Here is a 25,308-nt window from a genome sequence, read left to right as displayed (position 1 = left end):
GGTGTCAGTACGCGCCGGTCGGCGAGAAGGACAGGATCTGCTGGGCCGCGGTGCGCCCGCCGCCGACCGAACTGCCGCTGGTGTCGGTCCAGTTGCGCGGCGGGGTGGTCTCGGCGACCCGGCCGGAGAGGCCGAGCACGAGGCCGCTGTAGCGGTTGACCAGGCGGTAGGTTCCGGCGGTGGACGCGTTCGGGAGCAGGAACCACTGCTGTCCGACGGCCGGCCGGCCGCCCGGTGCCGCCGTGACCGTCGGTCTGGCGCCCCAGGCCCGGCCGGCCTTCTTCGTGGAGTCGACGCCGAGCAGCCGGCCGCTCGCGGCGTTGGTGAGGGTGTAGGCGCCGTCGCCGGTCGGGGTGAAGACCCAGGACGCCCGGGCCGAGCCGGTGGGCCCGGCCGGTGCGGTGGTGGCGGAGCCGCCCGGACCCTGGGCGAGGATGCGGCCGGCGCCGCCGGCGATGCGGTAGGCGCGGCCGGTGTCCACGGGCGCGGCCGCGGGTTTCCCGGTGTCGACGGTGATGTCGACGTACTCGCCGGAGGAGTCGTGCGAGCAGCCGAAGGCGCAGTAGGAGCGGAAGGACCTGCCGACGATCGTGGAGCCGGTGCGGTTGGCGCTGTCCAGGAACCAGCGGTACCAGGAGGCGTCGGTGTAGCCGCCGGTGTCCCCGATGAGGTGCCACTTCTGGGTCGTCAGGTCGTCGGTGGCGTAGAGGTACTGCGGCGATTTCCCGCTCTGGTCGACGGCCTGCGGTTCGCCGATGTACAGCCCGAGATGGGCGTCGTAGGCGATGTTCATGACGAACAGCGGAGAGGTCGGGGGCATCTTCCCGGCCGCGATCTGTTCGGCGGCGGTGCCGGTGTTGGCCGGGTCGTACTCGGCGGAGGCCGGGGTGTAGCCGGTGGGGTGGTCGGCGTCCACGGGGACGATGTCGCTCTCCCTGCCGCCGGTGCCGGGCTGGGACCAGGCGCCGGCATACCACTTGCGCCAGGAGCCGGGGGCCATCTTGGCGGAGATCGGGGCACGGGCCACGTGCTCGTAGAACGCCTTCCAGCCGCCGCTCTTGTCGATGATCCGGGAGCCGTAATAGACGTAGAAGTAGCCGGAGGCGGTGTCGACGAAGAGGCGCTGGTCGCCGTCGCCGTAGGAGTACGTCTGGTTCGGGAAGGCCGTGGTGTCCCCGCGCCCGGTGCTGTACGGGGAGGTGAGCACATGGTCCTTGACGGTCCAGGTGCGGCCCTTGTCGGTGGAGACGGCGTAGTCGACGGCGTCGTAGTGCAGTCCGTCGCCGAAGGGCTGCGGGGTGAACTCGTTGTGCACCAGGCCGTACCAGTCGCCGGTGTCGGGGTCGACCCACACTCCGGACAGGTCGCAGTAGTTCTTCTGGGCGTAGCCGGAGCCGCTCGGCGCGTAGGTCGCTTCACGGCCGGTGGGGCTGTTGTTGCAGCGCCAGGTGGTGTCGTCGTTGCGGTCGGCGGGGTTGGCGGGGTTCACCGCCTTGCTCAGTGTCTTGTCGAACGTGGCGGTGTCGAAGTCCTTGCCGGTGTAGAAGTCCCAGGTGCGCGGGTCCTTGGCGCCGTACAGCGCGGCGGACTGCTGGTAGTGGAAGGTGCCGTCCCGGTCGAGGTAAGGGCCGGCGGGGGTGTCCGTGGGGTGGGTGAAGGGCACCGGGGTCCCCACGGTCACGGTGTAGGTGGCGTCGGCGGGGGCCTGGGCCGATGCCGGGGACGCGGTGCCGCCGCACAGGACCAGGGCGGCAGTCGTCGACAACACCGCCAGGGCGCCGCCTGCTCTGTTCAAGAGTCGCAACTGTGCTCCTTGTTGCCGAAGGGCCGGTTGCACGGAACGATCCGGCCCGGCGGTTTCCTTCGGCAATGGACTCCAGTGCTGCGCCTCTTGCACTTTCGCGTGTGTAAGTCCGCCGGGGTGCCCCGGTCAGTGCTGCTCGGGCGGGGCGTCGGGCAGCAGGATGTCCCAGGTCAGCTGGTGGATCAGCGCCTCGTCCGGCTCCGTGGGACGGGCCGCGACGGGAGACGGGCGGGAGGGGCTGTGGCTGCCGCGGGAGATGCCTCCGCTGACGGTGATGTTGTGCTCCACCCGCGGGCGGCGATGCCTTTCGTAGGCGGCGAACGCGGCCTCGGGACCGGGCAGATCGCGCAGGGCCTTGGCGAGGACGACGGCGTCCTCCAGGGCCATCGAGGCGCCCTGGCCGGTCGCCGGGGAGGCCGCGTGTGCGGCGTCCCCGATGAGCAGGGTGCGTCCCTTCCGCCACAGCACGCCGAGCGGCATCTCGGTGGCGTTGGTGACCATCACGGGGCCCTCGGACGCGGCGACGATGTCCGCGGCGGGGGTGGCGTCCTTGCGTAGCAGTGGCAGCAGCTCCTCGCGCCACGGGGAGGGGTGCGCGGCTCCGCCGGCGGGCAGGGGTTCGGTGCTCACGCGGGCGAACCAGTACGTCTGCCCGGTCGGGGACGTGGCGTATCCGAAGGCGGTCTCGCTGCCCCGGACCATGGTGATGACGCCGGTGCCGTCCGCGCCCGGTGCGGCGCGGCTGTAGCCGTAGAAGACCCGCTGGCCCGCGTATGTGGGCCGGACACCGGGGGTGAGGATCCGGCGCACGGTGGAGTTCAGCCCGTCGGCGCCGACGACGAGGTCCGCCTGAGCGGTGCTGCCGTCGGCGAACCGGGCGGTGACGCCGTACGGACCGTCCGTGACGTCGGTCAGACGGGTGCCGTGGCGCAGGCGGATGCCGCGCCGGGCCGCCGCGCCCTGCAGGGCCGCGAGCAGCTCGCCGCGGCGCAGACAGCGGTACCGCAGGTCCGGGTCGGCCATCTCGCCGAGCGGGGCGTGCGTCAGCTCGGTTCCCTGGCTGTCGAGCAGCCGCAGGGAAGTCAGCGGAAAACCGACGGCGGTGACGGCGTCCGTGGCGTCGAGCTGGGCCAGGGCGCGCATGCCGTTGCTCGCCAGGGTCAGGAACGCCCCGCTGTCCTCGGCCGTGTCGGGGTGTGCCTCGTACACGGTGACGCCGTGTCCGGCCTTGTACAGCCCGAGCGCGGCCGCGGTCCCCGCGATGCCGCCGCCGATCACCAGTACCCTCGTCGCATCCGTCCCGCTCAAGTGCCGCTCCTTGCGCCGACAGTGGTGGTGACCATCTAAGGGCAGGGGCGGGCCGGTGCGGGGCTACGGGGGCCGAGATCCGGACAGGACCCGATCGGGGTGCCGAGGGGGCTGCCGGATGAAGGAGCCGGCGTTCACCGAGGCGGACCTGGTGTGCGCGCCGCGAGCCGTTCCGAGAGACACAGCCGCCGGTGCTGTGCCCTCAGGCGCCCCCTGAACGACGGGTTCCTGACGGGAAAATGGGTACTCCTCGGCCATGCGGGTGAGTGTGGTGGATGCGGGGTCGAACACGGTCCGGTTGGTGATCGCGGATGTGGAGGGCGGTGTTCCGCTGCCGGTGCACACCGTCAAGTGGAAGCTGCGCCTGTCCGAACATGTCGGTCCGGACGGCACCATCGCCGACGAGGCGGTGGAGCGGCTGGTGAAGGCGGTGGGCGCGGCGGGTGCCACGGCTCGCAGATGGCATGCGGCGGGACCGCTGGCCTTCGCCACCGCGGTGGTGCGCAACGCCCCGAACCGGCAGGAGGCGCTGCGCCGGGTCGCGGCAGGCACCGGGATCCGCATGTACACGCTGCCGGGCGAGACCGAGGCCGAGCTGACGTTCCTGGCGGCCCGGCGCTGGCTGGGCTGGCACGCCGGTCCGCTCGCGGTGCTCGACATCGGCGGCGGCTCCCTGGAGGTGGCCTTCGGCCGGGGCCGGCTGCCCGACTTCGCCGCCTCCCTGCCGCTCGGCGCGAACCGGCTGACCCAGGAGTACCTGGCTGACCAGGACCCGCCGGAACAGGCCGAGCTGAAGGAGCTGCGCCGCCGGATCCGCCATGAGCTGCGGGACGTGGCCTCCCGGATCCGCTGGGAACGGCCGCGCACCGCCGCGGTCAGCTCGCGGACCTTCCAGCAGCTGGCCCGGCTGTGCGGGGCGGCGCCCGGGCGGTGCGGCCCGTTCGTGCCGCGGGAGATGCGCTGCCGGGATCTGCGCAAGGCGGTCCGCACCCTGGCCGCGCTGCCCGCCGCAGAGCGCGCCCAGCTGCCCGGGATCTCCGCGCCGCGCGCCGCGCAGAGCCTGGCCGGAGCGGTCGTCGGGCACACGGCGCTGAAGCTCATGGGGTTGGGCGGGGCCGTCGTCTGCCCGTGGGCGATCCGCGAGGGCGTGCTGCTGCGCTACATCGAGGACGGCGCGGACTGGTGGACGGACGCCACCGGCGCCACCGGCAGCGCGGCATCACCCTCCGCGGCACCCCTGCGCATCGCCGGCCCACCGGCCTGACCGGACCTCGGTCGACGGGGTCCGCCCCGCCTGCACCGGCTTGCCCCGGTTCGTATTTCTCCAAGGATCCCGAAAGCCGCCACCGATCTGTAGCGATCATGACAAACGGGGGGTAGTCATGCCGGTATGGCATTACGTCGATCACGTTCGGGAACGCAACGGCTCGCCGCGCTCGTCGCCGCTGCGGCGCTGCTCCTCGTGGGCTGCGACAGCGGCGGGAAGGCGCCCTCCGGCGACGGGCGGCAGCAGCTGACCGTGGCGGCGCTGCCGCTCACCGACTCGGCCGCCCTCTATCTCGCCCGGGACCGCGGGCTGTTCGCCAAGGAGGGCCTGGACGTGCGCATCCAGCCCGTCCAGCAGAGCATCCAGGCGCTGCCCGCGCTGCTCAAGGGCCAGGTGGACGTGATCGCCAGCGCGAATTACGTCACCTATTTCCAGGCGTACGAGAAGGGCACCCTGGATCTGCGCATCCTCGCCGAGGGCGTCCGGATCGCCCCGCACATGATGGACGTCCTCGTGCCCAGGGACTCGGCGCTGAGGACACCGAAGGACCTCGCGGGCAGGAAGGTCGCCGTCGCCGTCCTCAACAACATCCAGTCCCTGACCCTGAACGCGATCCTCGACGCCCGGGGCGCCGGGCGGCCCGTCTACCGGCAGCTCCTGTTCCCGCAGATGGGCCCCGCCCTGGAGAAGGGCCAGGTGGACGCCGCACACGCGGTCGAACCCTTCGACACCGCCATCCGGGGCGAGTTGGGCGCGCGGGTGCTGCTGGACGCCGGGTCGGGCCCGGCGCGGGGCCTGCCCGCCAGCGGGTACGTCACCACGGCCGACTTCGTGAAGAGGAACCCGAAGGCGGCGGCCGGCTTCCGGCGTGCCGTCGAGGCGGCCTCCCGGCTCGCCGCCGAGGATCCGGGGGCGGTGCGCACGGAACTGCCGAAGTACGCCAGGGTGAGCGCGGACCAGGCCAAGTCGATCCATCTGCCCGCCTATCCGGTGACCGCCGACCCGGCCGCGCTGCACCGGCTGATCCGGCTCATGCGCGCCCAGGGGCTGTTGAAGAAGGACGTCGACCCGGCACCCCTGCTGGTGAAATGACCCGGCGTCAGGAGATCCTGCTGGGCCTGCTCGGCGCGGCGGTGACCTTCGGGGTCTGCGAGGCGGTCGCCCGCGCCGGGATCGTACGGCGCAGCTACCTGCCGCCCGCCTCCGAAGTCCTCGCCCGCGCCGTCCGGCTGGCGGGTGACCCGGCCTTTCTCGACGGGGTGGGGGTGACGCTGCGGGCGTGGGCGCTGGGCCTCGGGCTCGCCTGCGCGATCGCCGTTCCGCTGGGGCTGCTGCTGGGCGCGGTACCGGTCGTGGAGGCCGCCGTACGCGCGGTGATCGAGTTCCTGCGGCCCCTGCCGTCCGTCGCGCTGATCCCGCTGGTGTCGCTGCTGCTCGGGTCGGGCACCGAGACGGAGGTGGCGCTGATCGCGTACGCCTCGCTGTGGCCGGTGCTGTTCAACACCGTCTACGGCCTCGGCGAGACCGACCCGCTGGCCAAGGACACCCTGCGCGCCTTCGGGTTCGGGCGGCTCGCGGTGCTGCTGCGGGCGGAGTTGCCGGCCACCGCCCCGTTCATCGCCGCCGGTGTGCGGATCTCGGCCGCGGTCGCCCTGATCCTCGCCGTCGCGACGGAGATCCTCTCCGGCTTCGGCCAGGGCCTCGGCATCTTCATCGCCCAGGCCGAGACGGCGACGGACGGTACGCGGGACGTGCTGGCGGGGGTGGTGTGGGCGGGCGCCCTGGGGCTCGTGATCAACGGGGTACTGGTCGGGGCGGAGCGGCGCCTGTTCGCCTGGGCACAGCAACCCCCGGAAGCGGCAGGGCGGTTGCGGCAGAGGGCGCGGCGATGAACCGCACGACGCTGCCCCTGGTGCTGCGCTGGGCCGTACTCCTTCTCGCCGTCGTCTGCTGGGAGGTGGCCGCCCGTGCGCAGGGCAGCGTGTACTTCCCGCCGCCGCTGCGCATCGCCCGGCACGCCCGCGACCTGTGGTTCTCCGGACCCTCCGGCCATCTGTTCCTCACCCCGGCCGCCGTCGACACCATCCTGCCGAGCCTCGGCCGGATGGCGGCCGGTTTCGCGCTCGCCGCCGTCGCCGGGACCGTCCTGGGAATCGCGGTGGGCCGCTCCCGGCGGGCGTACGCGCTGTGCAACCCGGTGCTCCAGTTCGCCCGGGCCGTGCCGCCGCCCGCGCTGGTGCCGGTGTTCGTCGTGGTGTTCGACTTCGGTACGCCCATGCAGGTGGCGTCGATCGCGTTCAGCGCCGTGTGGCCGGTACTGGTCAACTCGGCCGAGGGCGCTCGGGCCACCGACCCGCTGCGGCTCCAGGTGGCGGCGGTGCTGCGGCTGACGGCACCGGAACGGCTGTGGTTCCTGATCCTGCCCTCGGCGCTGCCCCGGATCTTCGCGGGGCTGCGGCTCAGCCTGTCGCTGTGCCTGATCCTGATGGTGTTCTCGGAGCTGCTGCCGGGCAGCGACAACGGCATCGGCTTCACCCTCACCGACGCCCAGACCCGCTCGGACCTGCTCACGGTGTGGGCGGCGCTGGTGCTGCTGGGGACGCTCGGGTATCTGCTCAACACCGGGCTGCTGGCGATCGAGAAGCGGCTCGTCGGACCTGGGGCACCAGCGAGGAGGACGGCATGACGGCGGGCACGGTGCGCGAGGCGGTCGTACGGTTTCTGCGCGACACCGGCATGACCACGGTGTTCGGCAATCCGGGCTCCACGGAACTGCGGATGTTCCGCGACTGGCCGGACGACTTCACCTATGTGCTGGGCCTGCAGGAGTCCGTCGCCGTCGGCATGGCGGCCGGGCACGCGCTCGGCACCCGGCGCGCCGCCTTCGTCAGCCTGCACTCGGCCGGCGGGGTGGGGCACGCGCTCGGTGCCGTCTTCAACGCCTTCCGCGACCGGGTGCCGCTGGTGATCGTGGCCGGACAGCAGGCCCGCTCCCTCATCCAGGTGCGGCCGTTCCTCGGCGCCGACGAACCGGCCCTGTTCCCGCGCCCCTATGTGAAGTACGCCCGCCAGCCGGAGCGGGCCGAGGACGTGCCCGCCGTGCTCGCCGAGGCGTACCGGATCGCGATGACGCCGCCGCGCGGCCCGGTGTTCGTGTCCGTGCCCGAGGACGACTGGGACCGGCCCGCCGAACCCGTCACGCCCCGCACGGTGCACACGGCGTTCACCGCCGGCCCCGACGCCCTCGACGCGCTCGCCGCCCGGCTGGCTGCCTGCGCCCGCCCGGCGCTGGTGGTGGGGCCGGGCGTGGACGACGAGGACGCGCTGGAGCTGGTCCGGGCGCTGGCCGAGCGGATCCGGGCCGGGGTGTGGATCAGCCCGCTCTCCGGCCGCTCCGGCTTCCCCGAGGCGCATCCACTGTTCCAGGGGTTCCTGCCGCCGGTGGCCCGGCAACTGGCCGCGCGGCTCGCACCGTACGACGTGGTGGTCGCCCTCGGCGCACCGGTCTTCACCTACCACGTGGCGGACGACGGGCCACCGCTCACGCCCGGCACCGAGCTGTTCCACCTGGACTGCGACCCCGGCCAGGCCGCCTGGCTGCCCACCGGCACCAGCATCGTCACCACCCTGCGGCCCGCCCTGACCCGGCTCACCGAGCTGCTCGAGGAATCCGACCGCGACCCGCCCCCAGCCCGGCCGGCCCCCGCACCGGCCCGCGCCGGGCAGCACATCACCCCGGAACTCCTCTTCGACCTGCTGCGCGCCCGGCTCCCGGGCGAGCGGGTCCTCGTCGAGGAGGCACCGAGCCACCGCGACACCCTGCACGCGCGCGTGCCCGTCGCGACGGGCGGCGGCTTCCTCACCACGGGCAGCGGGGCGCTCGGCTGGGGCCTGCCCCTCGCGGTCGGCCGGGCGCTCGCCGACCGGCGCCGGGTGGTGTGCGTGGTCGGCGACGGCTCGGCGCTGTACTCGGTGCAGGCCCTGTGGACCGCGGCCCGGCACGCGGCGCCGGTCAGCTATGTGCTGCTGGACAACGGCGGCTATGCGGCCGTCCGCGCGCTGGGCCGCCGGATCGGCATCGCACCCGTCCCCGGCACGGACATCACCGGCATCGACTTCGTGGCCCTCGCGGAGTCCTTCGGCTGCCCCGCGGCCCGCGCCGAACACCCCGAGGTGCTGCCGGCCGCCCTGGACCACGCCCTGGGCCGGGGCGACGACACGGGCCCCTTCCTGCTGCACCTGCCGGTCACCGGCAGCGTGGGCACCCTGTACGAGCCCTGGGCCGGGTGAGGGATGCTGCGCCTCGACTCCGTCAGCCGGCACTTCGGCGACCAGCGGGTGCTGGACGGCATCAGCCTCTCCGTGCCCGACGGCCAGCTCCTCAGCGTGGTCGGGCCCTCCGGCTGCGGCAAGTCCACGCTGCTGCGCACCATCGCCGGGCTGCTGCCCGCGCAGGAGGGCACGATCACGATCGACGGGACACCGGTGACGGGCGTACCGGAGCGGCTGGCGGTCGTCTTCCAGGAGTACGGCCGCTCACTGCTGCCCTGGCTCACCGCCCGCGACAACGTGGCCCTGCCGCTGCGCCGCCGGGGCCTCGGGCGGGCGGCCCGGCGGGCCGAGGCCGAGACGATCCTCGAACGCGTGGGCCTGCCCGGGGCCGCCCGGCGCCATCCCCGCGAGCTGTCCGGCGGTATGCAGCAACGCGTCGCCATCGCCCGTGCCCTGGTGTGCCGGCCCTCGCTGCTCCTCATGGACGAGCCGTTCGGCTCCCTGGACGCGGGCACCCGCGAGGACCTGGAGGACCTGCTGCTGGAACTCCATCGCACGAACGACACGACCATCGTGTTCGTCACCCACGACATCGACGAGAGCGTGTACGTCGGCGACCGCGTCGTCGTCCTCTCCCCCGGCCCCGGCTCCCACGTGATCCGCGACCTGCCGGTCGGCCTGCCCGGCGAACGGGACCAGATCAGCACGCGGAGCCTGCCCGGGTTCGTGAAGCTGCGCACGGAGGTGGGACGGGCGGTGCGCGGCGGTGGCTGAGGCATCCTGGGAGGCACCAGGAGGCCGGGAGGTGGTGGCATGCGGTGGTGGGCCGGCGGGTGTGCGGTCGCCGCGGTCGTCGTGCTGGCGGGATGCGGGGCGTCGGCGGGCCGGGGAGCGGGTGCCGGCAACGGTGCGTCCGGGAGCCGGTCGGCACGCCCTTCCGGGGCGTCTCCCAGCGCCTCCGTGACGCCGTCCGGGAGCCGGTCGGCACGTTCTCCGGGGTCGTCCCCGAGCACCTTGGTGACGCCGTCCAAGGCCGCGCCCGCCCCGCGCTGTACCGCTGGGCACACGGAGGTCTCCGTGGCCCCTGGTGACCCGGTCCGGCGCCGGCTGTGCGTGCGCCCCGGGGCGGTGGTGACCCTGACACTGTCGCCGCGCCTGGACGACAAGCGGTGGACGAGCGTGCTGAGTTCGGCGCCCGCGCTCGTCGTGGCGTCCGCTTGGCGGGTGGACGGGCACGGCACGGGGCACGCCACCCTGCGCTGCGCGGGCATCCGGGGCGGTACGGCCGAGGTCACCGCTTCCGCCAAGGCGCCGGATGTGGCAGGCGCCGCGCGGCCGGTCTTCACGCTGGACATGAGCGTGGTGCCGTACCCGCAGGAGGGATGACCCCGGCACTCCGGAGCCGCCCCTCCGGTCCAGTGCCGGGAGAAATGGACTGGCCATTGTCCTCTGTGGGTGGGCAGGGACACACCAAGGACCTCCCGGAGTGCAGCGACGCTGCTGACGCAGGAGACCCGGCCACGCGAACGCGCGAACGTCAGCCGCTTGAGGACGTTTGGGCAGGAACCTGCCAGTAGTTACCGCTCCGGAGGCCGGATTTCCCGGGCGACCGGGGAAGCCGCCACGCTCTGGGCGCGGAGCCTGCCCGCCGTCTTCAGCAGCCGGTCGGCCGGATCCCGCAGTCCGGGATGGGCCAGCACTGTGTTCCGCAGTCCGCGCACCGGCCTGCGCCACAGCCGCTGGGCCAGCGCCACCGGGTGCGGGCGGGCCGCGAAGCCCTCGGCGACCCGCAGTTCACGGGTCTTCAGCCAGTCCTTGTACTCCTTGTCGCCGCGCCCGAGGTCCACGAGGGTCACGCCGTGCCGGGCGGCCGCCTCTGCGGTTCTCAGGTGCATCATCAACCCGGGTGAGTAGTAGTGCAGTTCGGGATCGTAGGCGGTGAACCAGGCCGCCAGCACGGTGCTCGACCGGGGGCCGAAGTGGGCCGCGACCGGCCGGTCGCCCGCGTACAGCACCGACAGCACCCCGGTGAAGTGCTCCTCACGGACCCGGAAGAGATGGTCGACGAGGCCGACGATCCACGGCCGGGAGAACCGGTCCATGCGGCCGGTCCTGCGGTACTGCGCGGACTTCCAGCGCATGAGCGTGCGCAGCGCCTGCGGATCGCGCTCGTCGAAGACGAACCGCAGCTCACCGATGTCCCGGCCGAGCCGCCGCTCCTTCTTCAGCGTCGTCTTGGCCAGGCCTGGATAGGTGCCGCGCAGCCACTCCGGATACCCGCCGTCGCCGGGCTTCACATCGATCACCGGTGAGGCGAAGGTCCCGGTGACGTGCGGCGCGAACGGCCGCTGTTCCTGGACCAGATGGTCGAACTCGAAGATGCTGAGCCGGCAGGCCCGCAGCAGTTCGCCCGTATCCCAGGTGACCCCGGGCCGGTGCACGAGCGCCTGACAGTCGGACAGTCCGAGCCCGATGGCCCGTCCGGTGCCGAGTGGCCCCCGCTCGTACGGGAAGAACCCGGCGGGCTCCCCGCCCTCACGCAGGACCGCGACCCGCGCGCCGCCGCGGTACCGGCCGACGCCGATCGTGAACTCCGGTGCGAGGAAGGGGTTGGCGTACTCGGGTGACTCGTCCATCGCGCGGTGCCAGGCCCCGCGCAGCTCGGGCGTCAGCTCGCCGGGTCTGTGGATGGTGATCTCCACCTCAGTTCGACCGCCCTTCGCAGGTCGCCCTGCCGCAGGTCGCTCTTCCGCAGGTCGCTTTCCCGCAGGACCGGCGAGCGGCGTGCCCGAGTCGGCACCGGTCGGTGAGGCGTGTGAATCATGGCTCATGGATCGCATGGGCGACCGCTCCCCCCATGACGCGCCGAACGCGTCCTGCCATTGGTACCGGTGTGCGCCGAATCCCCTCCGCGCGCGACTGCTCAAACGTCGCGAAACAGTACGCACACTGTCAAGGGTGCCTCAGGCGACGGATGATCCGCCACGGGTCTGCGGACATCGGGGTCAACCCTTTGCTCTTGACATGAACCTGTGCCAGCCCCGAGGCTTCCTGCTTGAAGTTGCTCGATTGACGCTCATTTCGAGCTCTTCCAAGCATCAGGAGCAAGAACAGCAAGACAGTCCGCAGTGCTGCGAGGGGAGCTGTTCCGCCGTGCAAAGACCGCGAAGACTGCGCCATCGTGTGCCGTGGCCGGCCTGGATACCGCTGGGGCTGGCGGCCGCCCTGGCGGGAACCACGCTCGCCGCCCCTGCGCCCGCCCAGGCCGCCGCCACCGCGACCGGGGCCGTACTCGACCCCGCCCACAGCAGCGTCAGCTGGCAGAGCCCGGTGTACGCCAAGGGCACCGGCGGCGGTGCCGAGAGCTGTCCGGATGCCGCGACCGACCCGGACAACAAGGTCTGCGACCGTTTCGACCTGACGGTCTCGGTGCCGGAGGGCTACTGGGACGACAACCCGGAAGGCGGCGTCCCGCTGTCGGTCAAGTGGGAGAAACCGTCCGACGACTTCGACCTGTACGTGTACGACGACCACGGCAAGCAGGTGGCGTCCAGCGCGGGCACCGCCGATCCGGAGGCCACGGTGATCCCGCGGGCGTCGGGGACCTACCACGTGGTGGTCGTGCCGTACGACGTGCACGGCAACTCCTTCACCGGCACCGCGTACCTGCCCGCCACCACCGACGCCGGTGACCTCACGTCCTTCTCGGGCGGTGACGGCAGCTACACCATCGGAGCCGGGCGGCTGACGGCCCGCGCCGACTTCCTGGCAGGCGGTCGACTGCGGCTCCAGGCCGACCCGTCCGGCTCGCTGAGCGATCCGGCGGGCACCGCCATCGTGCGCAAGCAGCCCGCCCCGGAGCGGCACACCTCCTCCTTCGACGCGGGCGACTACTACGGCATCCTTTCGCCGCGGGCCGTCCTGCGCGTGTACAAGAGCCCGCTGCGCTTCGGGCTGTACAAGCCCGACAACCGCACCCGCGTCTGGCAGGAGGACAAACCGCTGCGCTGGTCGACCGGCGGCATGCGGCAGAGCCTCGTGCGCGGCGCGGACGAGCAGTTCTTCGGCGGCGGCGAGCAGAACGGCAGTTTCTCGCACCGCGGGCAGACGATGTACGTGTCCAACAGCTTCGACTGGAACGAGGGCGGCTACAACAACTCCCAGCCGTTCTACCTCTCCAGCGCGGGGTACGGCGTCTTCCGCAACACCTTCGCCCCGGGCGTGTACACCTTCGGGCAACCCGTGACCACCGGGCAGCAGGAACGGCGCCTGGACGCCTACTACTTCCTCGGTGACGCCAAGCAAGTGATCGGCCAGTACACGGCCTTGGTGGGCAAGCCCTTCATGCCCCCGGTGTACGGCCTCGAACCCGGCGACTCGGACTGCTACCTGCACAACGCCAACCGGGGCGAGCGGCACACCCTGGACGCATTGAAGATCGCCGACGGGTACACGCAGAACCAGATGCCGCTCGGCTGGATGCTGGTCAACGACGGCTACGGCTGCGGGTACGAGAACCTGGAGCAGACCGCCAAGGGCCTGCAGGACCACCACGCCCAGCTCGGCCTGTGGACCCAGGACGGCATCGACAAGCTCGCCGACCAGGTGAAGGCGGGTCAGCGGGTGGCCAAGCTGGACGTGGCCTGGGTCGGCAACGGCTACAAGTTCGCCCTGGACGCGTGCGACGCCGCCAAGAAGGGGATCGAGGACAACAGCGACGCGCGCGGTTTCGTGTGGCTGCCGGTGTCCTGGGCGGGCGCCCAGCGCTGCGGGGTGCTGTGGAGCGGCGACCAGAAACTGTCCTGGGACTACATCCGCTGGCAGATACCGACCTACGCCGGCGCGACCCTGTCCGGTATCTCGTACAACACCGGTGACGTGGGCAGCATCTACCGGCACGACGCCAAGATGTACGCCCGGGACCTGCAGTGGAAGGCGTTCCTGCCGGCCGTCATGACCATGGACGGCTGGGCGACCGACCTCACCACGGGCAAGCCCGCCGACCAGCAGCCCTGGCTCGACGGCGAGCCGTACACCTCGATCAACCGGAAGTACCTGCAGCTGAAGGAGCGGCTGCTGCCGTACATGTACACCCTGTCCGCCGAGGCGGCGAAGACGGGTGTGGGCGCGGTGCGTCCGCTGTGGCTGGAGTACCCGGACGACCCGAACACCCTGGGGGACCAGGCGAAGTACGAGTTCCTGTCGGGCCGCGACTTCCTGGTCGCCCCGGTCTACCAGGACTCCGACACCCGCGACGGCATCTACCTGCCGAAGGGCACCTGGACCGACTACTGGACCGGCCGCACCTACCAGGGCCCGACCACGGTCAACGGCTATCACGCCCCGCTCGACACGCTCCCGTTGTTCGTGCGCGAGGGCGCGGTCGTACCCATGTGGCGCAAGGGGACGACGAGTTGGCAGACCCGGGACCGGCACGAGCTGGACTGGGACCTGTATCCCGCGGCCCACGGCACGAGCCAGTACACGCTGTACGAGGACGACGGGGTGACCCGTGACTTCGCCAAGGGAGAAGCCGCGACCCAGCGGGTGTCCGTGCGCGGCGACGGCAAGGGGACGACCGTCATGGTGGGCGCGAGCAGGGGTGACTACGCCGGCAAGGTGGACGCCCGCGGCTACCGGTTCACCGTGCACGGCGGCCCGGCACCCGCGCAGGTGCTCCTCGACGGCCGCCAACTGCCCGCGTCGGCCTGGTCGTTCGATCCCGCCACACAGGTCACGACCGTCACGACGCCGAGTCTGCCGCTGGACCGGGGGTTCTCGGTGCGGTTGGTCGACGGGAGGTAAAGAGACCGTATGGTCTAGTCCAAAGTCCTAGCTGGTCTAGTCCAAGTTATTGACGTGACCGCAACAGCTCTCGGAGGGTGGGGCTCCCCGCTCCGGGGACCTCCCCACCCCCACCCTCCGGAGGCACGCAGTGAGACCTCTTCGGGCATGTCTGAGCGCGGCGGCGGCCGTCACGCTCGCCGCCGCGGGCACCACCGCACTCGTCGCAAGCCACGCCTCGGGCGCGACCACCGCGCTGAGCAACCGCTGGTACGCCGCCGCCCCCTATCTGATGCCGCTGGACAACGACCCGCCGGACCCGGCCGCCATCATGGACGCGACCGGCCTCAAGGCCTTCCAGCTGGCCTTCATCCTGGCCCCCAACGGCGGCGGCTGCTCGCCCACCTGGGGCGGCACCGCGCCCGTCTCCTCGGACACGGCGGTGCAGTCGACGATAAACGCGATCCGCGCCAAGGGCGGTGACGTGTCGGTCTCCATCGGCGGCTACGGCGGCACCAAGCTCGGCCAGTCGTGCGCGGACGCCGCGTCCACGGCGGCGGCCTACCAGCAGGTCATCACCAAGTACGGGCTGCACGCCATCGACTTCGACCTGGAGGAGCCGGAGTACGAGAACACGGCGGCCATCAAGAACGAGATCGGCGCGGCCAGGATCCTCCAGCAGAACAACCCGGGCCTGTACGTCTCCGTGACGACGGCCGGTACGGCGGACGGCACCGGCTGGTTCGGCAAGCAGATGCTGCTGGAGGCCAAGTCCCAGGGCTTCACCCCGAACAACTTCTCCATCATGCCGTTCGACGGCGGCTTCAACGGAGCGGCGAGCCAGACCGGCGCGCTGACCAACTTCAACTCGATCCTGCAGTCCACCTTCGGCTGGGACCAGGCGACCGCGTACGCCCACGAGGGCTTCTCCGGAATGAACGGCCGCAGCGACACGGGTGAGTACTTCGCCCAGGCCGACTTCCAGACGGTGCTGGACTACGCGACGAGCCACGGCATGGACCGCTTCACGTTCTGGTCCCTGAACCGCGACCGGCAGTGCAGTCCGCCGGACAACGGGGGCCGTACGTCCGGCACGTGCTCCAGCGTCACCCAGAACTCCTGGGACTTCGCGAAGTACTCCGTGAAGTTCGCCGGCGCCACCCCGCCCACCACCACACCGACGCCTACCCCTACCCCTACGCCGACGCCGTCCTCCTGCAAGCCCGCGTGGAGTTCGTCGGCGGTGTACACGCAGGGCAACGAGGTCTCGTACGACAAACACAACTGGAAGGCCAAGTGGTGGACCCAGAACGAGGTGCCGGGCGCCTCGGAATGGGGACCGTGGCAGGACGAAGGGGCGTGCTGACGTGCAAGGCAGGACCCCCCACATGACCCGAGCCCGGCTCCTCGCGGTGCCGACCACCGCGGGCCTCGCCCTCGCCCTCACCCTGCTCGGCAGCACCGGCGCGGACGCCGCCGGCCCGCATGCCGCGCCCGGCGGCACCTTCGACCTGTCGGTCTGGGAGCTGCAGGAGCCCGTCGGCTCCCCCGGCCACCCGACCACCGTCCCGTCGTCCCGGCTCCAGGGAGCGAACGGCTACCAGGACGCCTACTTCTACACCGACACCCGCGACGGGGCGATGACCTTCTGGGCGCCCGAGAAGGGGGTGACGACGCCGAACTCGAACTACGCCCGCTCCGAGCTGCGCGAGATGAACCGCGACGGCAGCCCCGCCGACTGGGCGCTGTCCGGCGCGCACCGGATGAGCGCGACCCTGCGGGTGGTGTCCGTGACGCAGAACGTGTGCGTCGGGCAGATCCACCTCGGCACCGGCGGCTCCTCCACCAAGCCGCTGCTGGAGCTGTACTACCACGCGAACGGCGACATCGTCCTCGGCACGGAGAACTCGCCGTCCGGCGGGCAGACCGCGCACGCCGTGGGGCACGTCCCGGTGGGCAGGACCTGGAGCTACACCGTCGCCGTCTCCGGTGGCAACACCATCGACCTCACCGTCAACGGCGCCACCACCCACTACGGCATCCCGTCGTCGTTCCAGCGGTACAAGCAGTACTTCAAGGCCGGCTCCTACAACCAGTCCTCCTCGGACAGCACCACGAACGGCGCCCGCGTCGCGTTCTACGGCCTGACCGTCACCCACGGCTGAACCCGGCCATACCCGGCCCGACCTGCGCGACTGGTGCAATCGGCCGTACGGTCGTAGCGTCGGGTGCACGCGGTCGGACACGGTACGACGGGTGGGAGCGACCATGCGCGGATCAGTGATGGGAACGGCGGTCACCCTCGCGGCGGGCGCCCTGCTGACGGCGGCCATGACCACGGCTTCGGCGAGTCCGCCGGCCGCGGCCGGGCGGGTCGATCCCCCGCGCCCCGTGCTCGTCGACTGCACCTGGCACCAGAACGTCCGGCCGGCCGACTTCATCCTGGCCTGCGGCGACGGCAACAGCCGCCTCCTGGGGCTCCACTGGACGCAGTGGGGCCCGCACGGGGCGACGGCCACCGGTGTGAACGTGGTCAACGACTGCAAGCCGTACTGCGCGGCCGGTCGCTTCCACGGCTACCGGGTGACCGTCCGCCTGGACGAGCCCACGTCCTGGAAGAAGCACCCGTCCGTACAGCACTTCACGCGGATGAGCCTCACCTACGCCGGCGCCCGGCCGGACGCCTTCCTGCAGGTCATGACCTACCCACTCTGGGACTGAACCGCTCCGGCGGCAGCGGGCGGAGGCCCGGTGAATTGCGGTGCGGCGGCTCGTACCCCTCTGCTGAATCAGCTGGTCAGCGGGGTGGTCGACCTGCTGACCCTGCCGTCGTGGTGGGACGGTAAGGGGTTCGACGCGCTGGTCCCTTCGCTCTCCTCGCCCTCGGCGTCGGCCCCGCGGCACCTTCCCGGTGCCACGGGGCCTTTTCGTGTGTGCCGGGCGGTCGCGGCTCAGGCCAGCTCGACCAGCAGGTCGCCGCCCTCCACCTGCTGGATCCGGTTGATGGCGAGGCGCGAGACCCGGCCCGCCTTCGGCGCGGTGATGGTGGCCTCCATCTTCATCGCCTCGATGGTCGCGACGGTGGCACCGGCCGCGACCTCGTCGCCCTCGGCCACCGCCAGCGTCACCACCCCGGCGAACGGCGCCGCGACATGGCCGGGGTTGGCGCGGTCGGCCTTCTCGGTCACCGGCACGTCCGAGGCGGCGGCGCGGTCGCGGACCTGGATCGGGCGCAGCTGTCCGTTGAGCGAGGACATCACGGTGCGCATACCGCGCTCGTCGGCCTCGCCGACCGCCTGCAGCTCGATCAGCAGCCGGACACCGGGCTCCAGGTCGACGGCGTACTCCTTGGCCTGACGCAGTCCGTAGAAGAACGCCTTGCTGTCCAGGACGCTGGTGTCACCGAAGGCCTGCCGGTGCGTCTCGAACTCCCGCGTGGGGCCGGGGAACAGCAGCCGGTTGAGGGTGGCGCGGCGGTCCTTGGCCAGGCCCTCGCGGTCCTCCGCGGACAGCCCGGGCGCGGGCTTGGGCGCCGCCCGGCCCTGCAGGGCCTTGGTGCGGAACGGCTCGGGCCAGCCTCCGGGCGGGGTGCCGAGCTCGCCGCGCAGGAAGCCGATCACCGAGTCCGGGATGTCGAACCTGTCCGGGGTCTCCTCGAAGGCCTTCGGGGAGACGCCGGCGCCGACCAGGTGCAGGGCGAGGTCGCCGACGACCTTGGAGGACGGGGTGACCTTGACCAGGCGGCCGAGGATGCGGTCGGCGGCGGCGTACATGGCCTCGATGTCCTCGAAGCGGTCGCCGAGGCCGAGGGCGACGGCCTGGGTGCGCAGGTTGGACAGCTGGCCGCCGGGGATCTCGTGGTGGTAGACGCGGCCGGTCGGGGAGGCGAGGCCCGCCTCGAACGGGGCGTAGATCTTCCGGACGCTCTCCCAGTACGGCTCCAGGTCGCCGACGGCCCCCAGGTCGAGGCCGGTGGGCCGGTCGGAGTGGTCGGTGGCGGCGACCAGCGCGGACAGCGACGGCTGCGAGGTCGTACCGGCCATGGAGGCCACCGCGCCGTCCACCGCGTCGGCGCCCGCCTGGATCGCGGCGAGGTAGGTGGCGAGCTGGCCGCCGGCCGTGTCGTGCGTGTGCAGATGCACGGGCAGGTCGAACTCGCGGCGCAGGGCCGAGACGAGCTTTGCGGCGGCCGGGGCACGCAGCAGGCCGGCCATGTCCTTGACCGCCAGCACATGGGCACCGGCGTCGACGATCTGCTCGGCCAGGCGCAGGTAGTAGTCGAGGGTGTAGAGCCGCTCGGCGGGGTCGCCCAGGTCGCCGGTGTAGCAGAGGGCGACCTCGGCGATCGCCGTCCCGGTCTCGCGTACGGCGTCGATGGCGGGGCGCATCTGGCCGACGTCGTTGAGGGCGTCGAAGATGCGGAAGATGTCGATGCCGGTGGCGGCGGCCTCCTGCACGAAGGCGTCGGTGACCTCGGTGGGGTACGGGGTGTAGCCGACGGTGTTGCGGCCGCGCAGCAGCATCTGCAGGCAGATGTTGGGCACGGCCTCGCGCAGAGCGGCCAGCCGCTCCCACGGGTCCTCGGCGAGGAAGCGCAGCGCCACGTCGTAGGTGGCGCCGCCCCAGCACTCCAGGGACAGCAGCTGCGGCAGGGTGCGGGCGACGACCGGGGCGACGGCGAGGAGGTCCTTGGTGCGCACGCGGGTGGCGAGCAGGGACTGGTGTGCGTCGCGGAAGGTGGTGTCGGTGACGCCGACGGCCGGCGACTCGCGCAGATGGCGGGCGAAGCCCTCGGGGCCGAGGTCGACCAGCCGCTGGCGGGAGCCGGCGGGGGGCTCGCCGGCCGGCAGCGGCGGCAGCTTGGTGACGGGGTCGAGCAGGTCGGGCCGTTCGCCGTGCGGCTTGTTGACGGTCACGTCGGCGAGGTAGGTGAGCAGCTTGGTGCCACGGTCCGCGGAGGAGCGGGCGGTGAGCAGGTGCGGGCGCTGCTCGATGAAGGAGGTGGTGACCCGGCCCGCCTGGAAGTCGGGGTCGTCCAGGACGGCCTGGAGGAACGGGATGTTGGTGGCCACGCCCCGGATGCGGAACTCGGCCACGGCACGCCGGGCGCGGCCGACGGCCGCCTTGAAGTCGCGGCCCCGGCAGGTGAGCTTGACCAGCATCGAGTCGAAGTGCGCGCTGATCTCCGTACCGGCGTGGGTGGTGCCGCCGTCCAGACGGATGCCGGAGCCGCCCGGGGAGCGGTAGGCGCTGATCCGGCCGGTGTCCGGGCGGAAACCGTTGGCGGGGTCCTCGGTGGTGATACGGCACTGGAGGGCGGCGCCGCGCAGGGTGATGGTGTCCTGGGCGAGGCCGAGGTCGGCGAGGGTCTCGCCGGAGGCGATGCGCAGCTGGGCCTGGACGAGGTCGACGTCCGTGACCTCCTCGGTCACGGTGTGCTCGACCTGGATGCGCGGGTTCATCTCGATGAAGACGTGGTTGCCGTCGCGGTCGAGGAGGAACTCGACGGTGCCCGCGTTGCGGTAGCCGATCTCGCGGGCGAAGCGGACGGCGTCGCCGCAGATACGGTCCCGCAGTCCGGGGTCGAGGTTGGGTGCGGGGGCCAGCTCGATGACCTTCTGGTGGCGGCGCTGGAGCGAGCAGTCGCGCTCGAAGAGGTGGATGACGTTGCCCTCGCCGTCGGCGAGGATCTGCACCTCGATGTGGCGGGGGTCCACGACGGCCTTCTCCAGGAAGACGGTCGGGTCGCCGAACGCGGAGGCGGCCTCGCGGGAGGCGGCCTCGATGGACTCGCGCAGCTGGGCGGGGTCCTCGACGCGGCGCATGCCGCGCCCGCCGCCGCCCGCGACCGCCTTGACGAAGACGGGGAAGCCGATCTCCTCGGCGGCCCGCACCAGTTCGTCCACGTCATTGGAGGGCTGGGAGGACCCCAGCACGGGTACGCCGGCCGCCCGGGCGGCGGCGACCGCGCGGGCCTTGTTGCCGGTCAGCTCCAGCGTGGCCGCGCTCGGGCCGACGAAGGTGATGCCCGCCTCCTCGCAGGCGCGGGCCAGTTCCGGGTTCTCGGACAGGAAGCCGTAGCCCGGGTAGACGGCGTCGGCGCCGGCCCGGCGGGCGGCGGCCACGATCTCCTCGACGGAGAGATAGGCCCGCACCGGATGACCCGGCTCGCCGATCTCGTACGCCTCGTCGGCCTTGAGCCGGTGCAGCGAGTTGCGGTCCTCGTGCGGGAACACGGCGACGGTGCGCGCGCCGAGTTCGTAGCCCGCCCGGAACGCGCGGATCGCGATCTCTCCACGGTTGGCGACCAGCACCTTGCGGAACATCCTGGATTCCCTTCAGCTGCCTGCCGGCGACGAACACCATGGTGTCAGCCACGCCCTGCCGTACCTCGCGGCACACCCTAGGGGGTGCCCGCGCCTCTCGACGTGCGAAAACCATCACATCACCGGGGTGGGCGGCGCCACACTCGCGCGCTCTGGCCTCAGCATTCCAGGGATGTCATCGCCGCGTCGTGCGGATGCTCGGCGACCGTCTCCGCGGGCACGGGGTCGCGGTGCCGGGTCTCCGCGGGGACGGGGTCGCGGTGCCGGGTCCCGGCGGGAGCGGGGGTGCGGTGGTGGGTCTCCGCGGGAGCCGGGTCGAAGTGCGGGGTCTCCGCGGGGACGGGGTCGCGGTGCCGGGTCTCCACGGGGACGGGGTCGCGGTGCCCGGTCCCGGCGGGAGCGGGGGTGCGGTGACGGGTCTCCGCGGGAGCGGAGTCGCGGTGCCCGTTCCCGGCGGGAGCGGGGGTGCGGTGGTGGGTCTCCGCGGGTGCGGGGGCGTGGTGGCGCGTGGGCAGCAGGGGCCGTACGCGCGCACGCAGGCCTGCGCGGCGGCCGTGCAGGAGGCCGAGGACGATCGCCGAGCCCACCGCGACCAGGTGCTCGCGCCCGGCCAGGTTGGGCACGGCGAGGGACTCCCAGACCATCGAGCCGCCCGTCAGGGTGAACACCACGGGCGCGCGTCTGATCACCGAGAGATAGGTGAACAGACCGACGACTGCCGCGGAGGGTCCGGTGTCCAGCACCTGCCCGTACGCGTGCGGCAGGCCGAAACCCCACCAGCCGGGGCCCAGCGCGATCATCACGCGGGCGACGAGCGTGCCGGCCAGGGTGGTGACGTAGGCGATCGCCAGGGTCCGGGCCCGGCCCAGGACCAGTTCGGCGAGTGCGAAGGCGAGGAACAGCGAGGTGATGCCCGCCCACACGGGCAGGTCGAGCGCGGGGACGTACAGCGACACGGGTGTGCGCAGCAGCGCCAGCCACAGCGGGAGGTCACCGGTGACGCCCCCGAGCCGCTGGACCCACAGCCGGCCGAGCGGGTGCTGGGCGATGTCGTGGAAGAAGATCACACCGAACGCGGCGGCGAAGCCCAGCAGGAGGGCGGACAGTCCGCGCCGCGTGAGGCGGTGCACCGGGTCGACGACGATGGCGTGCCACTCGGCCCGCACCGTCCGCCCGGTGAACCGGACGAGCCGTGCGAGCAGTAAGCGGCACCGGTCGACGCGCCCTTCAGTGGTCATGAGGCACGGCAGCCCATCGCCTTCGGCTCCCCCGTCATGTCCCTCGCCCCCTTCACCCCGCTTCCGGCGGTCAGACCGTGCGGCGTTTTACCGACATTCGACCTGATCGGTGACAGTTCAGCGAGCCGGAAGACGGGCGTCAAGATCCGTTAGGGGGACGCGCGGGTGTGGGAAGACCCACAGGCCCGTGCGGCCGTGAATCCGGCGCCGCGAGGCAACCTCCGCTCCCGCGGACCCGTCCTCCGTAACAAGGCTCCTGCGCCACTCGGCAGGATGCGCTGGCCGGGCCGCCCGAGTCGTCCTCTTCCCGACCAACGACCCGTTCGAGCTGCCCGTACGGCTGGATGCATGGCCCAGCCCGCAGCGCGCCTTGACTTCGAGAGCGCTCCAACTCGTAGCGTCGCGGACGTCCGGCACGTGCCCGAACCCGGCTCCCCCCACGAGATGCCGGGTGCCGCGATCCGTCGCTAGATGGAACCAGGGCCGACCAGGGCCCCGTGCCGTACGGAACGGCGATCGAGTGTGCAGGAAAGGCTGGAACATCACATGCAGAAGCGCAGTCTGCGGGACCTCCAGGTATCGGCCATCGGCCTCGGATGCATGGGGATGTCCGCCTTCTACGGCTCCGCCGACCAGGAGGAGGGCATCGCGACCATCCGGCGGGCCCTGGAACTGGGCGTCACCTTCCTCGACACGGCCCAGGTGTACGGCCCGCTGACCAACGAGTCGCTGGTCGGCGAGGCGATACGGGGACATCGCGACGAGTACGTGATCGCGACCAAGTTCAACTACCGCATGGACGACGCGGTACCCGGCGACATGAGCACGATCGGCCGGCAGGACGGCTCGGCCGAGCACGTGCGCAGCTCGGTGCACGGCTCGCTGGAGCGGCTGGGCACCGACCACATCGACCTGTACTACCAGCACCGGGTCGACCCGAACGTGCCCATCGAGGAGACGGTCGGCGCGCTGGGCGAGCTGGTCGCCGAGGGCAAGGTGCGGTACATCGGGCTGAGCGAGGCGAGCGCGGAGACCATCCGCCGGGCGCACGCCGTACACCCGGTCACCGCGATGCAGAGCGAGTACTCGCTGTGGACGCGGGACGTGGAGGCCGAGGTGCTGCCCGCGTGCCGGGAGCTGGGCATCGGCTTCGTGCCGTACTCCCCGCTCGGCCGCGGCTTCCTCGCGGGCCGCTTCAGCTCGCCGGACGAGCTGGACGAGAACGACTTCCGCCGCGCCAACCCGCGCTTCACGGACGCCAACCTGGAGGCCAACCTGCGGCTGGCCGCGAAGGTGAAGGAGATCGCCGCCGAGAAGGACGTGACCCCGGCCCAGCTGGCCATCGCCTGGGTCCTGGCCCAGGGCGAGGACCTGGTCCCGATCCCGGGCACCAAGCGCCGCACCTACCTGGAGCAGAACGCCGCCGCGGTCGCCGTCCAGCTGACCAAGGAGGACCTGGCCCGCATCGACGCGGAGTTGCCCGCGGCGGCGGGCGAGCGGTACGACGAGGCGGGGATGCGGGCCGTCAATCGCTGAGCGTCTCAGCGGGTGCTCCCGGCATCGCGGCGGGCACGGTCGCGGACGCGGACGCGGACCGCGGTGACGAAGAACGCACCGCGCCTGCCGAAGGATCGGAAGCGGCACACCCGGCGGCCCAGCCCCGCCACCGCCGCAGCACGGTCACGCAGCGAGCGGCGGTGAGGCGCGTCACGTATGCCCGCCTCCTTCCACCGGGGCCTGTGAGGAAGCACACGCGAGGCCCAACAGCTCTACGAATGAGGGGGTTTGGGGCTCGCGGCGCCGCAGCGGCGAGTGCCGTGGCGACCACTGTGCCCTCCCGTCTGCCAGCATGGTCGGCGCCCTGACCGGGGATGGCCCGGCCGCGCAACGCAGCCGGCCCGACGGGTTCCGCCGGTCCCTCTCCCCTCCCTGGTTGTCGAGTACCCCGCCGTGCCCTCTGCTCCTGCCCTGCCCACGTCCGTGCCCTGCTCCGCTCCCGCCTCGCGTTCGCCCTGGCGTTCCTTGCGCCATCGCGGCATGCGCTGGTGGTCGGCCGCGAACTTCGTCTCGAACGCCGGCACCTGGATGCAGCTCACCGTGCAGAACCTGCTCGTGCTGCAGATCACCGGTTCCGCCGCGGCGACCGGCCTGTCGATCTCCGTACAGGCGGCCCCGGCGCTGTTCGTGAGCCTGCTGGGCGGCGCGGCCGTGGACCGCTGGCCCCGGAAGCTGACCGTCGCGGTGAGCCAGGCGCTGCTCGGCGCGGTCGCGTTCACCACGGCGCTGCTGGTGGCGCTGGACCGGATCGACATGCCGGTCCTGCTGGTGCTGGCCGCCGTGACCGGCATCATCGCCACCGTCGACGGGCCGGCCTGTGCGCTGCTCGGCAACGATCTCGTGCCGAGGGAGGACGTGCCGTCGGCGATCGGTGTGGGCGCCCTCGTGCACAGCGCGGGCCGGCTGGCCGGCACCGCGCTCGCCGGTGTGACCGTCGGTTTCCTCGGCACGGCCTCCGCGTACGCCGCCAACGGGCTGTCGTTCCTGTTCGTGGCGTCCGTCGTGCCGTTCCTGCGGCCGGTGCACGGGGCCGTGGCCGAGCCGGCGGGCGAGGCACGGGCCGTTCCGCCGCCCGTGGAGATGAGCGTGCGTGAGGGGCTGAAGTTCTTCGTGCGCCGGCCCCGGCTGGTGGCCCTCGCCGGGATCACCGGGATCAGCTCGGTCTTCGGCCGCAATTACGGCCTCACGCTCGCCGTCCTCGTCACCGGACCGCTCGCGGGCGGTGCCGCGTCCTTCGGCACCGTCTCCACGGTGCTGGCGGTCGGCGGCATCATCGGTGCGGTGCTCGGCGCCCGGCTGCGTAAGCCCTCGGTGCGGACCGTGGGTCTGCTGGCGGCCGTCGGCGCTCTCCTCCAGGTCGTCGCCGGCCTGTCGCCGTCGCTGGCCGTGCTGATGGTGCTGGTGCTGCCCATGGCCGTGGTGGAGTCCGTCTCCGACACCGCCGGTACGGCGGTCCTGCAGACCGACCCTCCCGCCCATCTGCGCGGCCGGGTGCTCGGGGTGTGGAGCAGCGTCGGCACGGTGTGGGGCCTCGGTGGGCCGCCGCTGCTGGGCCTGCTCATGGAGTGGGCCGGTGCGCGCGGCGCCCTGGTCGCCGGCGGTCTGCTGATCGCCGGGTCGATCGGCGCGGGCCTGCTGGTCCGGCGGCGCGGCGGGCTGATGCCGGTGACCGTGACCGCGAAGGACGGCGACATGACCGGCCGCGCGGCCCTGGGCACGGCCGCCTGACGCCCGGCCCGAGCGAGGAAGGGC

17 protein-coding genes and 1 pseudogene are annotated in these 25,308 nt (G+C 72.3%); 13 read left to right on the top strand and 5 right to left on the bottom strand.

The annotated features are described in order from the left end of the window. Positions 1-4 precede the first annotated feature (4 nt). On the bottom strand, positions 5-1,804 hold the full coding sequence (locus tag ABZ624_RS02105; protein ID WP_360081646.1) for an RICIN domain-containing protein: 1,800 nt from the start codon (positions 1,802-1,804) through the stop codon (positions 5-7). A gap of 126 nt (positions 1,805-1,930) precedes the next feature. Further along, positions 1,931-3,112, bottom strand: coding sequence for an FAD-dependent oxidoreductase (locus tag ABZ624_RS02100; protein ID WP_360081645.1), 1,182 nt, complete (start codon positions 3,110-3,112; stop codon positions 1,931-1,933). 256 nt (positions 3,113-3,368) lie between these two features. Here ABZ624_RS02100 and ABZ624_RS02095 point away from each other — a divergent pair, with 256 nt between their 5' ends. From ABZ624_RS02095 to ABZ624_RS02065, 7 genes are all read left to right on the top strand, one after another. Then, a complete protein-coding gene (locus tag ABZ624_RS02095) occupies positions 3,369-4,376 on the top strand; it encodes a Ppx/GppA family phosphatase (RefSeq protein WP_360081644.1) in 1,008 nt (335 codons plus the stop codon). Between the two features lie 126 nt (positions 4,377-4,502). Next, on the top strand, positions 4,503-5,471 hold the full coding sequence (locus ABZ624_RS02090; protein WP_360081643.1) for an ABC transporter substrate-binding protein: 969 nt from the start codon (positions 4,503-4,505) through the stop codon (positions 5,469-5,471). After that, on the top strand, positions 5,468-6,271 hold the full coding sequence (locus ABZ624_RS02085; RefSeq protein WP_360081642.1) for an ABC transporter permease subunit: 804 nt from the start codon (positions 5,468-5,470) through the stop codon (positions 6,269-6,271). Before ABZ624_RS02090 ends, ABZ624_RS02085 begins: the two co-directional genes overlap by 4 nt. Continuing rightward, positions 6,268-7,065: an ABC transporter permease subunit gene (locus ABZ624_RS02080; protein ID WP_360081641.1), complete on the top strand. Its 798-nt coding sequence runs from the start codon at positions 6,268-6,270 to the stop codon at positions 7,063-7,065. Before ABZ624_RS02085 ends, ABZ624_RS02080 begins: the two co-directional genes overlap by 4 nt. After that, positions 7,062-8,669, top strand: coding sequence for a benzoylformate decarboxylase (gene mdlC / locus ABZ624_RS02075; RefSeq protein ID WP_360081640.1), 1,608 nt, complete (start codon positions 7,062-7,064; stop codon positions 8,667-8,669). The genes ABZ624_RS02080 and mdlC overlap by 4 nt, the downstream gene beginning before the upstream one ends. Positions 8,670-8,672: 3 nt before the next feature. Beyond that, positions 8,673-9,425, top strand: a complete 753-nt coding sequence (locus ABZ624_RS02070) for an ABC transporter ATP-binding protein (protein ID WP_360081639.1) — start codon at positions 8,673-8,675, stop codon at positions 9,423-9,425. A gap of 303 nt (positions 9,426-9,728) precedes the next feature. Beyond that, the gene (locus tag ABZ624_RS02065; protein ID WP_360081638.1) at positions 9,729-10,037 is read left to right on the top strand and encodes an acetyl-CoA synthetase; all 309 of its coding nucleotides are present in this window, start codon (positions 9,729-9,731) and stop codon (positions 10,035-10,037) included. 191 nt (positions 10,038-10,228) lie between these two features. Here the strand turns inward: ABZ624_RS02065 and ABZ624_RS02060 are convergent, their stop codons facing one another. Beyond that, positions 10,229-11,353 (bottom strand): GNAT family N-acetyltransferase, encoded by a 1,125-nt coding sequence (locus ABZ624_RS02060; RefSeq protein ID WP_360081637.1) that lies wholly within the window; start codon positions 11,351-11,353, stop codon positions 10,229-10,231. Positions 11,354-11,834: 481 nt separating this feature from the next. On the opposite strand from ABZ624_RS02060, the gene ABZ624_RS02055 reads away from it, so the two are divergent. The 4 genes from ABZ624_RS02055 to ABZ624_RS02040 all read left to right on the top strand — a co-directional run bounded on the left by ABZ624_RS02055 (position 11,835) and on the right by ABZ624_RS02040 (position 17,156). Beyond that, positions 11,835-14,456: a TIM-barrel domain-containing protein gene (locus tag ABZ624_RS02055; protein ID WP_360081636.1), complete on the top strand. Its 2,622-nt coding sequence runs from the start codon at positions 11,835-11,837 to the stop codon at positions 14,454-14,456. Between the two features lie 130 nt (positions 14,457-14,586). Further along, the gene (locus tag ABZ624_RS02050) at positions 14,587-15,801 is read left to right on the top strand and encodes a carbohydrate-binding protein (RefSeq protein ID WP_360081635.1); all 1,215 of its coding nucleotides are present in this window, start codon (positions 14,587-14,589) and stop codon (positions 15,799-15,801) included. A 22-nt stretch (positions 15,802-15,823) separates the two neighbouring features. Next, a complete protein-coding gene (locus ABZ624_RS02045) occupies positions 15,824-16,600 on the top strand; it encodes a polysaccharide lyase family 7 protein (RefSeq protein ID WP_360081634.1) in 777 nt (258 codons plus the stop codon). A gap of 103 nt (positions 16,601-16,703) precedes the next feature. Next, positions 16,704-17,156 carry a hypothetical protein gene (locus ABZ624_RS02040; protein WP_360081633.1) on the top strand — a complete coding sequence of 151 codons (453 nt, stop codon included), beginning with the start codon at positions 16,704-16,706 and terminating at the stop codon, positions 17,154-17,156. 230 nt (positions 17,157-17,386) lie between these two features. Here ABZ624_RS02040 and ABZ624_RS02035 read toward each other — a convergent pair whose 3' ends face one another. Both ABZ624_RS02035 and ABZ624_RS02030 read right to left on the bottom strand, forming a co-directional pair. Beyond that, entirely contained in the window at positions 17,387-20,761 is a 3,375-nt protein-coding gene (locus ABZ624_RS02035) for a pyruvate carboxylase (protein ID WP_360081632.1), read from the bottom strand. 548 nt (positions 20,762-21,309) lie between these two features. Next, positions 21,310-21,999 (bottom strand): annotated as a pseudogene (locus ABZ624_RS02030) (hypothetical protein); the annotation flags it as partial. Positions 22,000-22,545: 546 nt separating this feature from the next. Here ABZ624_RS02030 and ABZ624_RS02025 point away from each other — a divergent pair. After that, the gene (locus tag ABZ624_RS02025) at positions 22,546-23,535 is read left to right on the top strand and encodes an aldo/keto reductase (RefSeq protein ID WP_360081631.1); all 990 of its coding nucleotides are present in this window, start codon (positions 22,546-22,548) and stop codon (positions 23,533-23,535) included. A gap of 444 nt (positions 23,536-23,979) precedes the next feature. Further along, the gene (locus tag ABZ624_RS02020) at positions 23,980-25,284 is read left to right on the top strand and encodes an MFS transporter (protein ID WP_360082161.1); all 1,305 of its coding nucleotides are present in this window, start codon (positions 23,980-23,982) and stop codon (positions 25,282-25,284) included. Positions 25,285-25,308: the final 24 nt, after the last annotated feature.

This window comes from Streptomyces sp. NPDC007205 (assembly GCF_040634095.1).
Lineage (GTDB): Bacteria > Actinomycetota > Actinomycetes > Streptomycetales > Streptomycetaceae > Streptomyces.
This window is presented reverse-complemented; position numbering and strand designations above follow the sequence as displayed.

Coding starts and splice junctions, on each gene's coding strand:
- ABZ624_RS02035 (WP_360081632.1), bottom strand. CDS start 20,761: ATGTTCCGCAAGGTGCTGGTCGCCAACCGTGGAGAGATCGCGATCCGC.
- mdlC (WP_360081640.1), top strand. CDS start 7,062: ATGACGGCGGGCACGGTGCGCGAGGCGGTCGTACGGTTTCTGCGCGAC.
- ABZ624_RS02025 (WP_360081631.1), top strand. CDS start 22,546: ATGCAGAAGCGCAGTCTGCGGGACCTCCAGGTATCGGCCATCGGCCTC.
- ABZ624_RS02070 (WP_360081639.1), top strand. CDS start 8,673: ATGCTGCGCCTCGACTCCGTCAGCCGGCACTTCGGCGACCAGCGGGTG.
- ABZ624_RS02085 (WP_360081642.1), top strand. CDS start 5,468: ATGACCCGGCGTCAGGAGATCCTGCTGGGCCTGCTCGGCGCGGCGGTG.
- ABZ624_RS02095 (WP_360081644.1), top strand. CDS start 3,369: ATGCGGGTGAGTGTGGTGGATGCGGGGTCGAACACGGTCCGGTTGGTG.
- ABZ624_RS02040 (WP_360081633.1), top strand. CDS start 16,704: ATGCGCGGATCAGTGATGGGAACGGCGGTCACCCTCGCGGCGGGCGCC.
- ABZ624_RS02080 (WP_360081641.1), top strand. CDS start 6,268: ATGAACCGCACGACGCTGCCCCTGGTGCTGCGCTGGGCCGTACTCCTT.
- ABZ624_RS02090 (WP_360081643.1), top strand. CDS start 4,503: ATGGCATTACGTCGATCACGTTCGGGAACGCAACGGCTCGCCGCGCTC.
- ABZ624_RS02045 (WP_360081634.1), top strand. CDS start 15,824: ATGACCCGAGCCCGGCTCCTCGCGGTGCCGACCACCGCGGGCCTCGCC.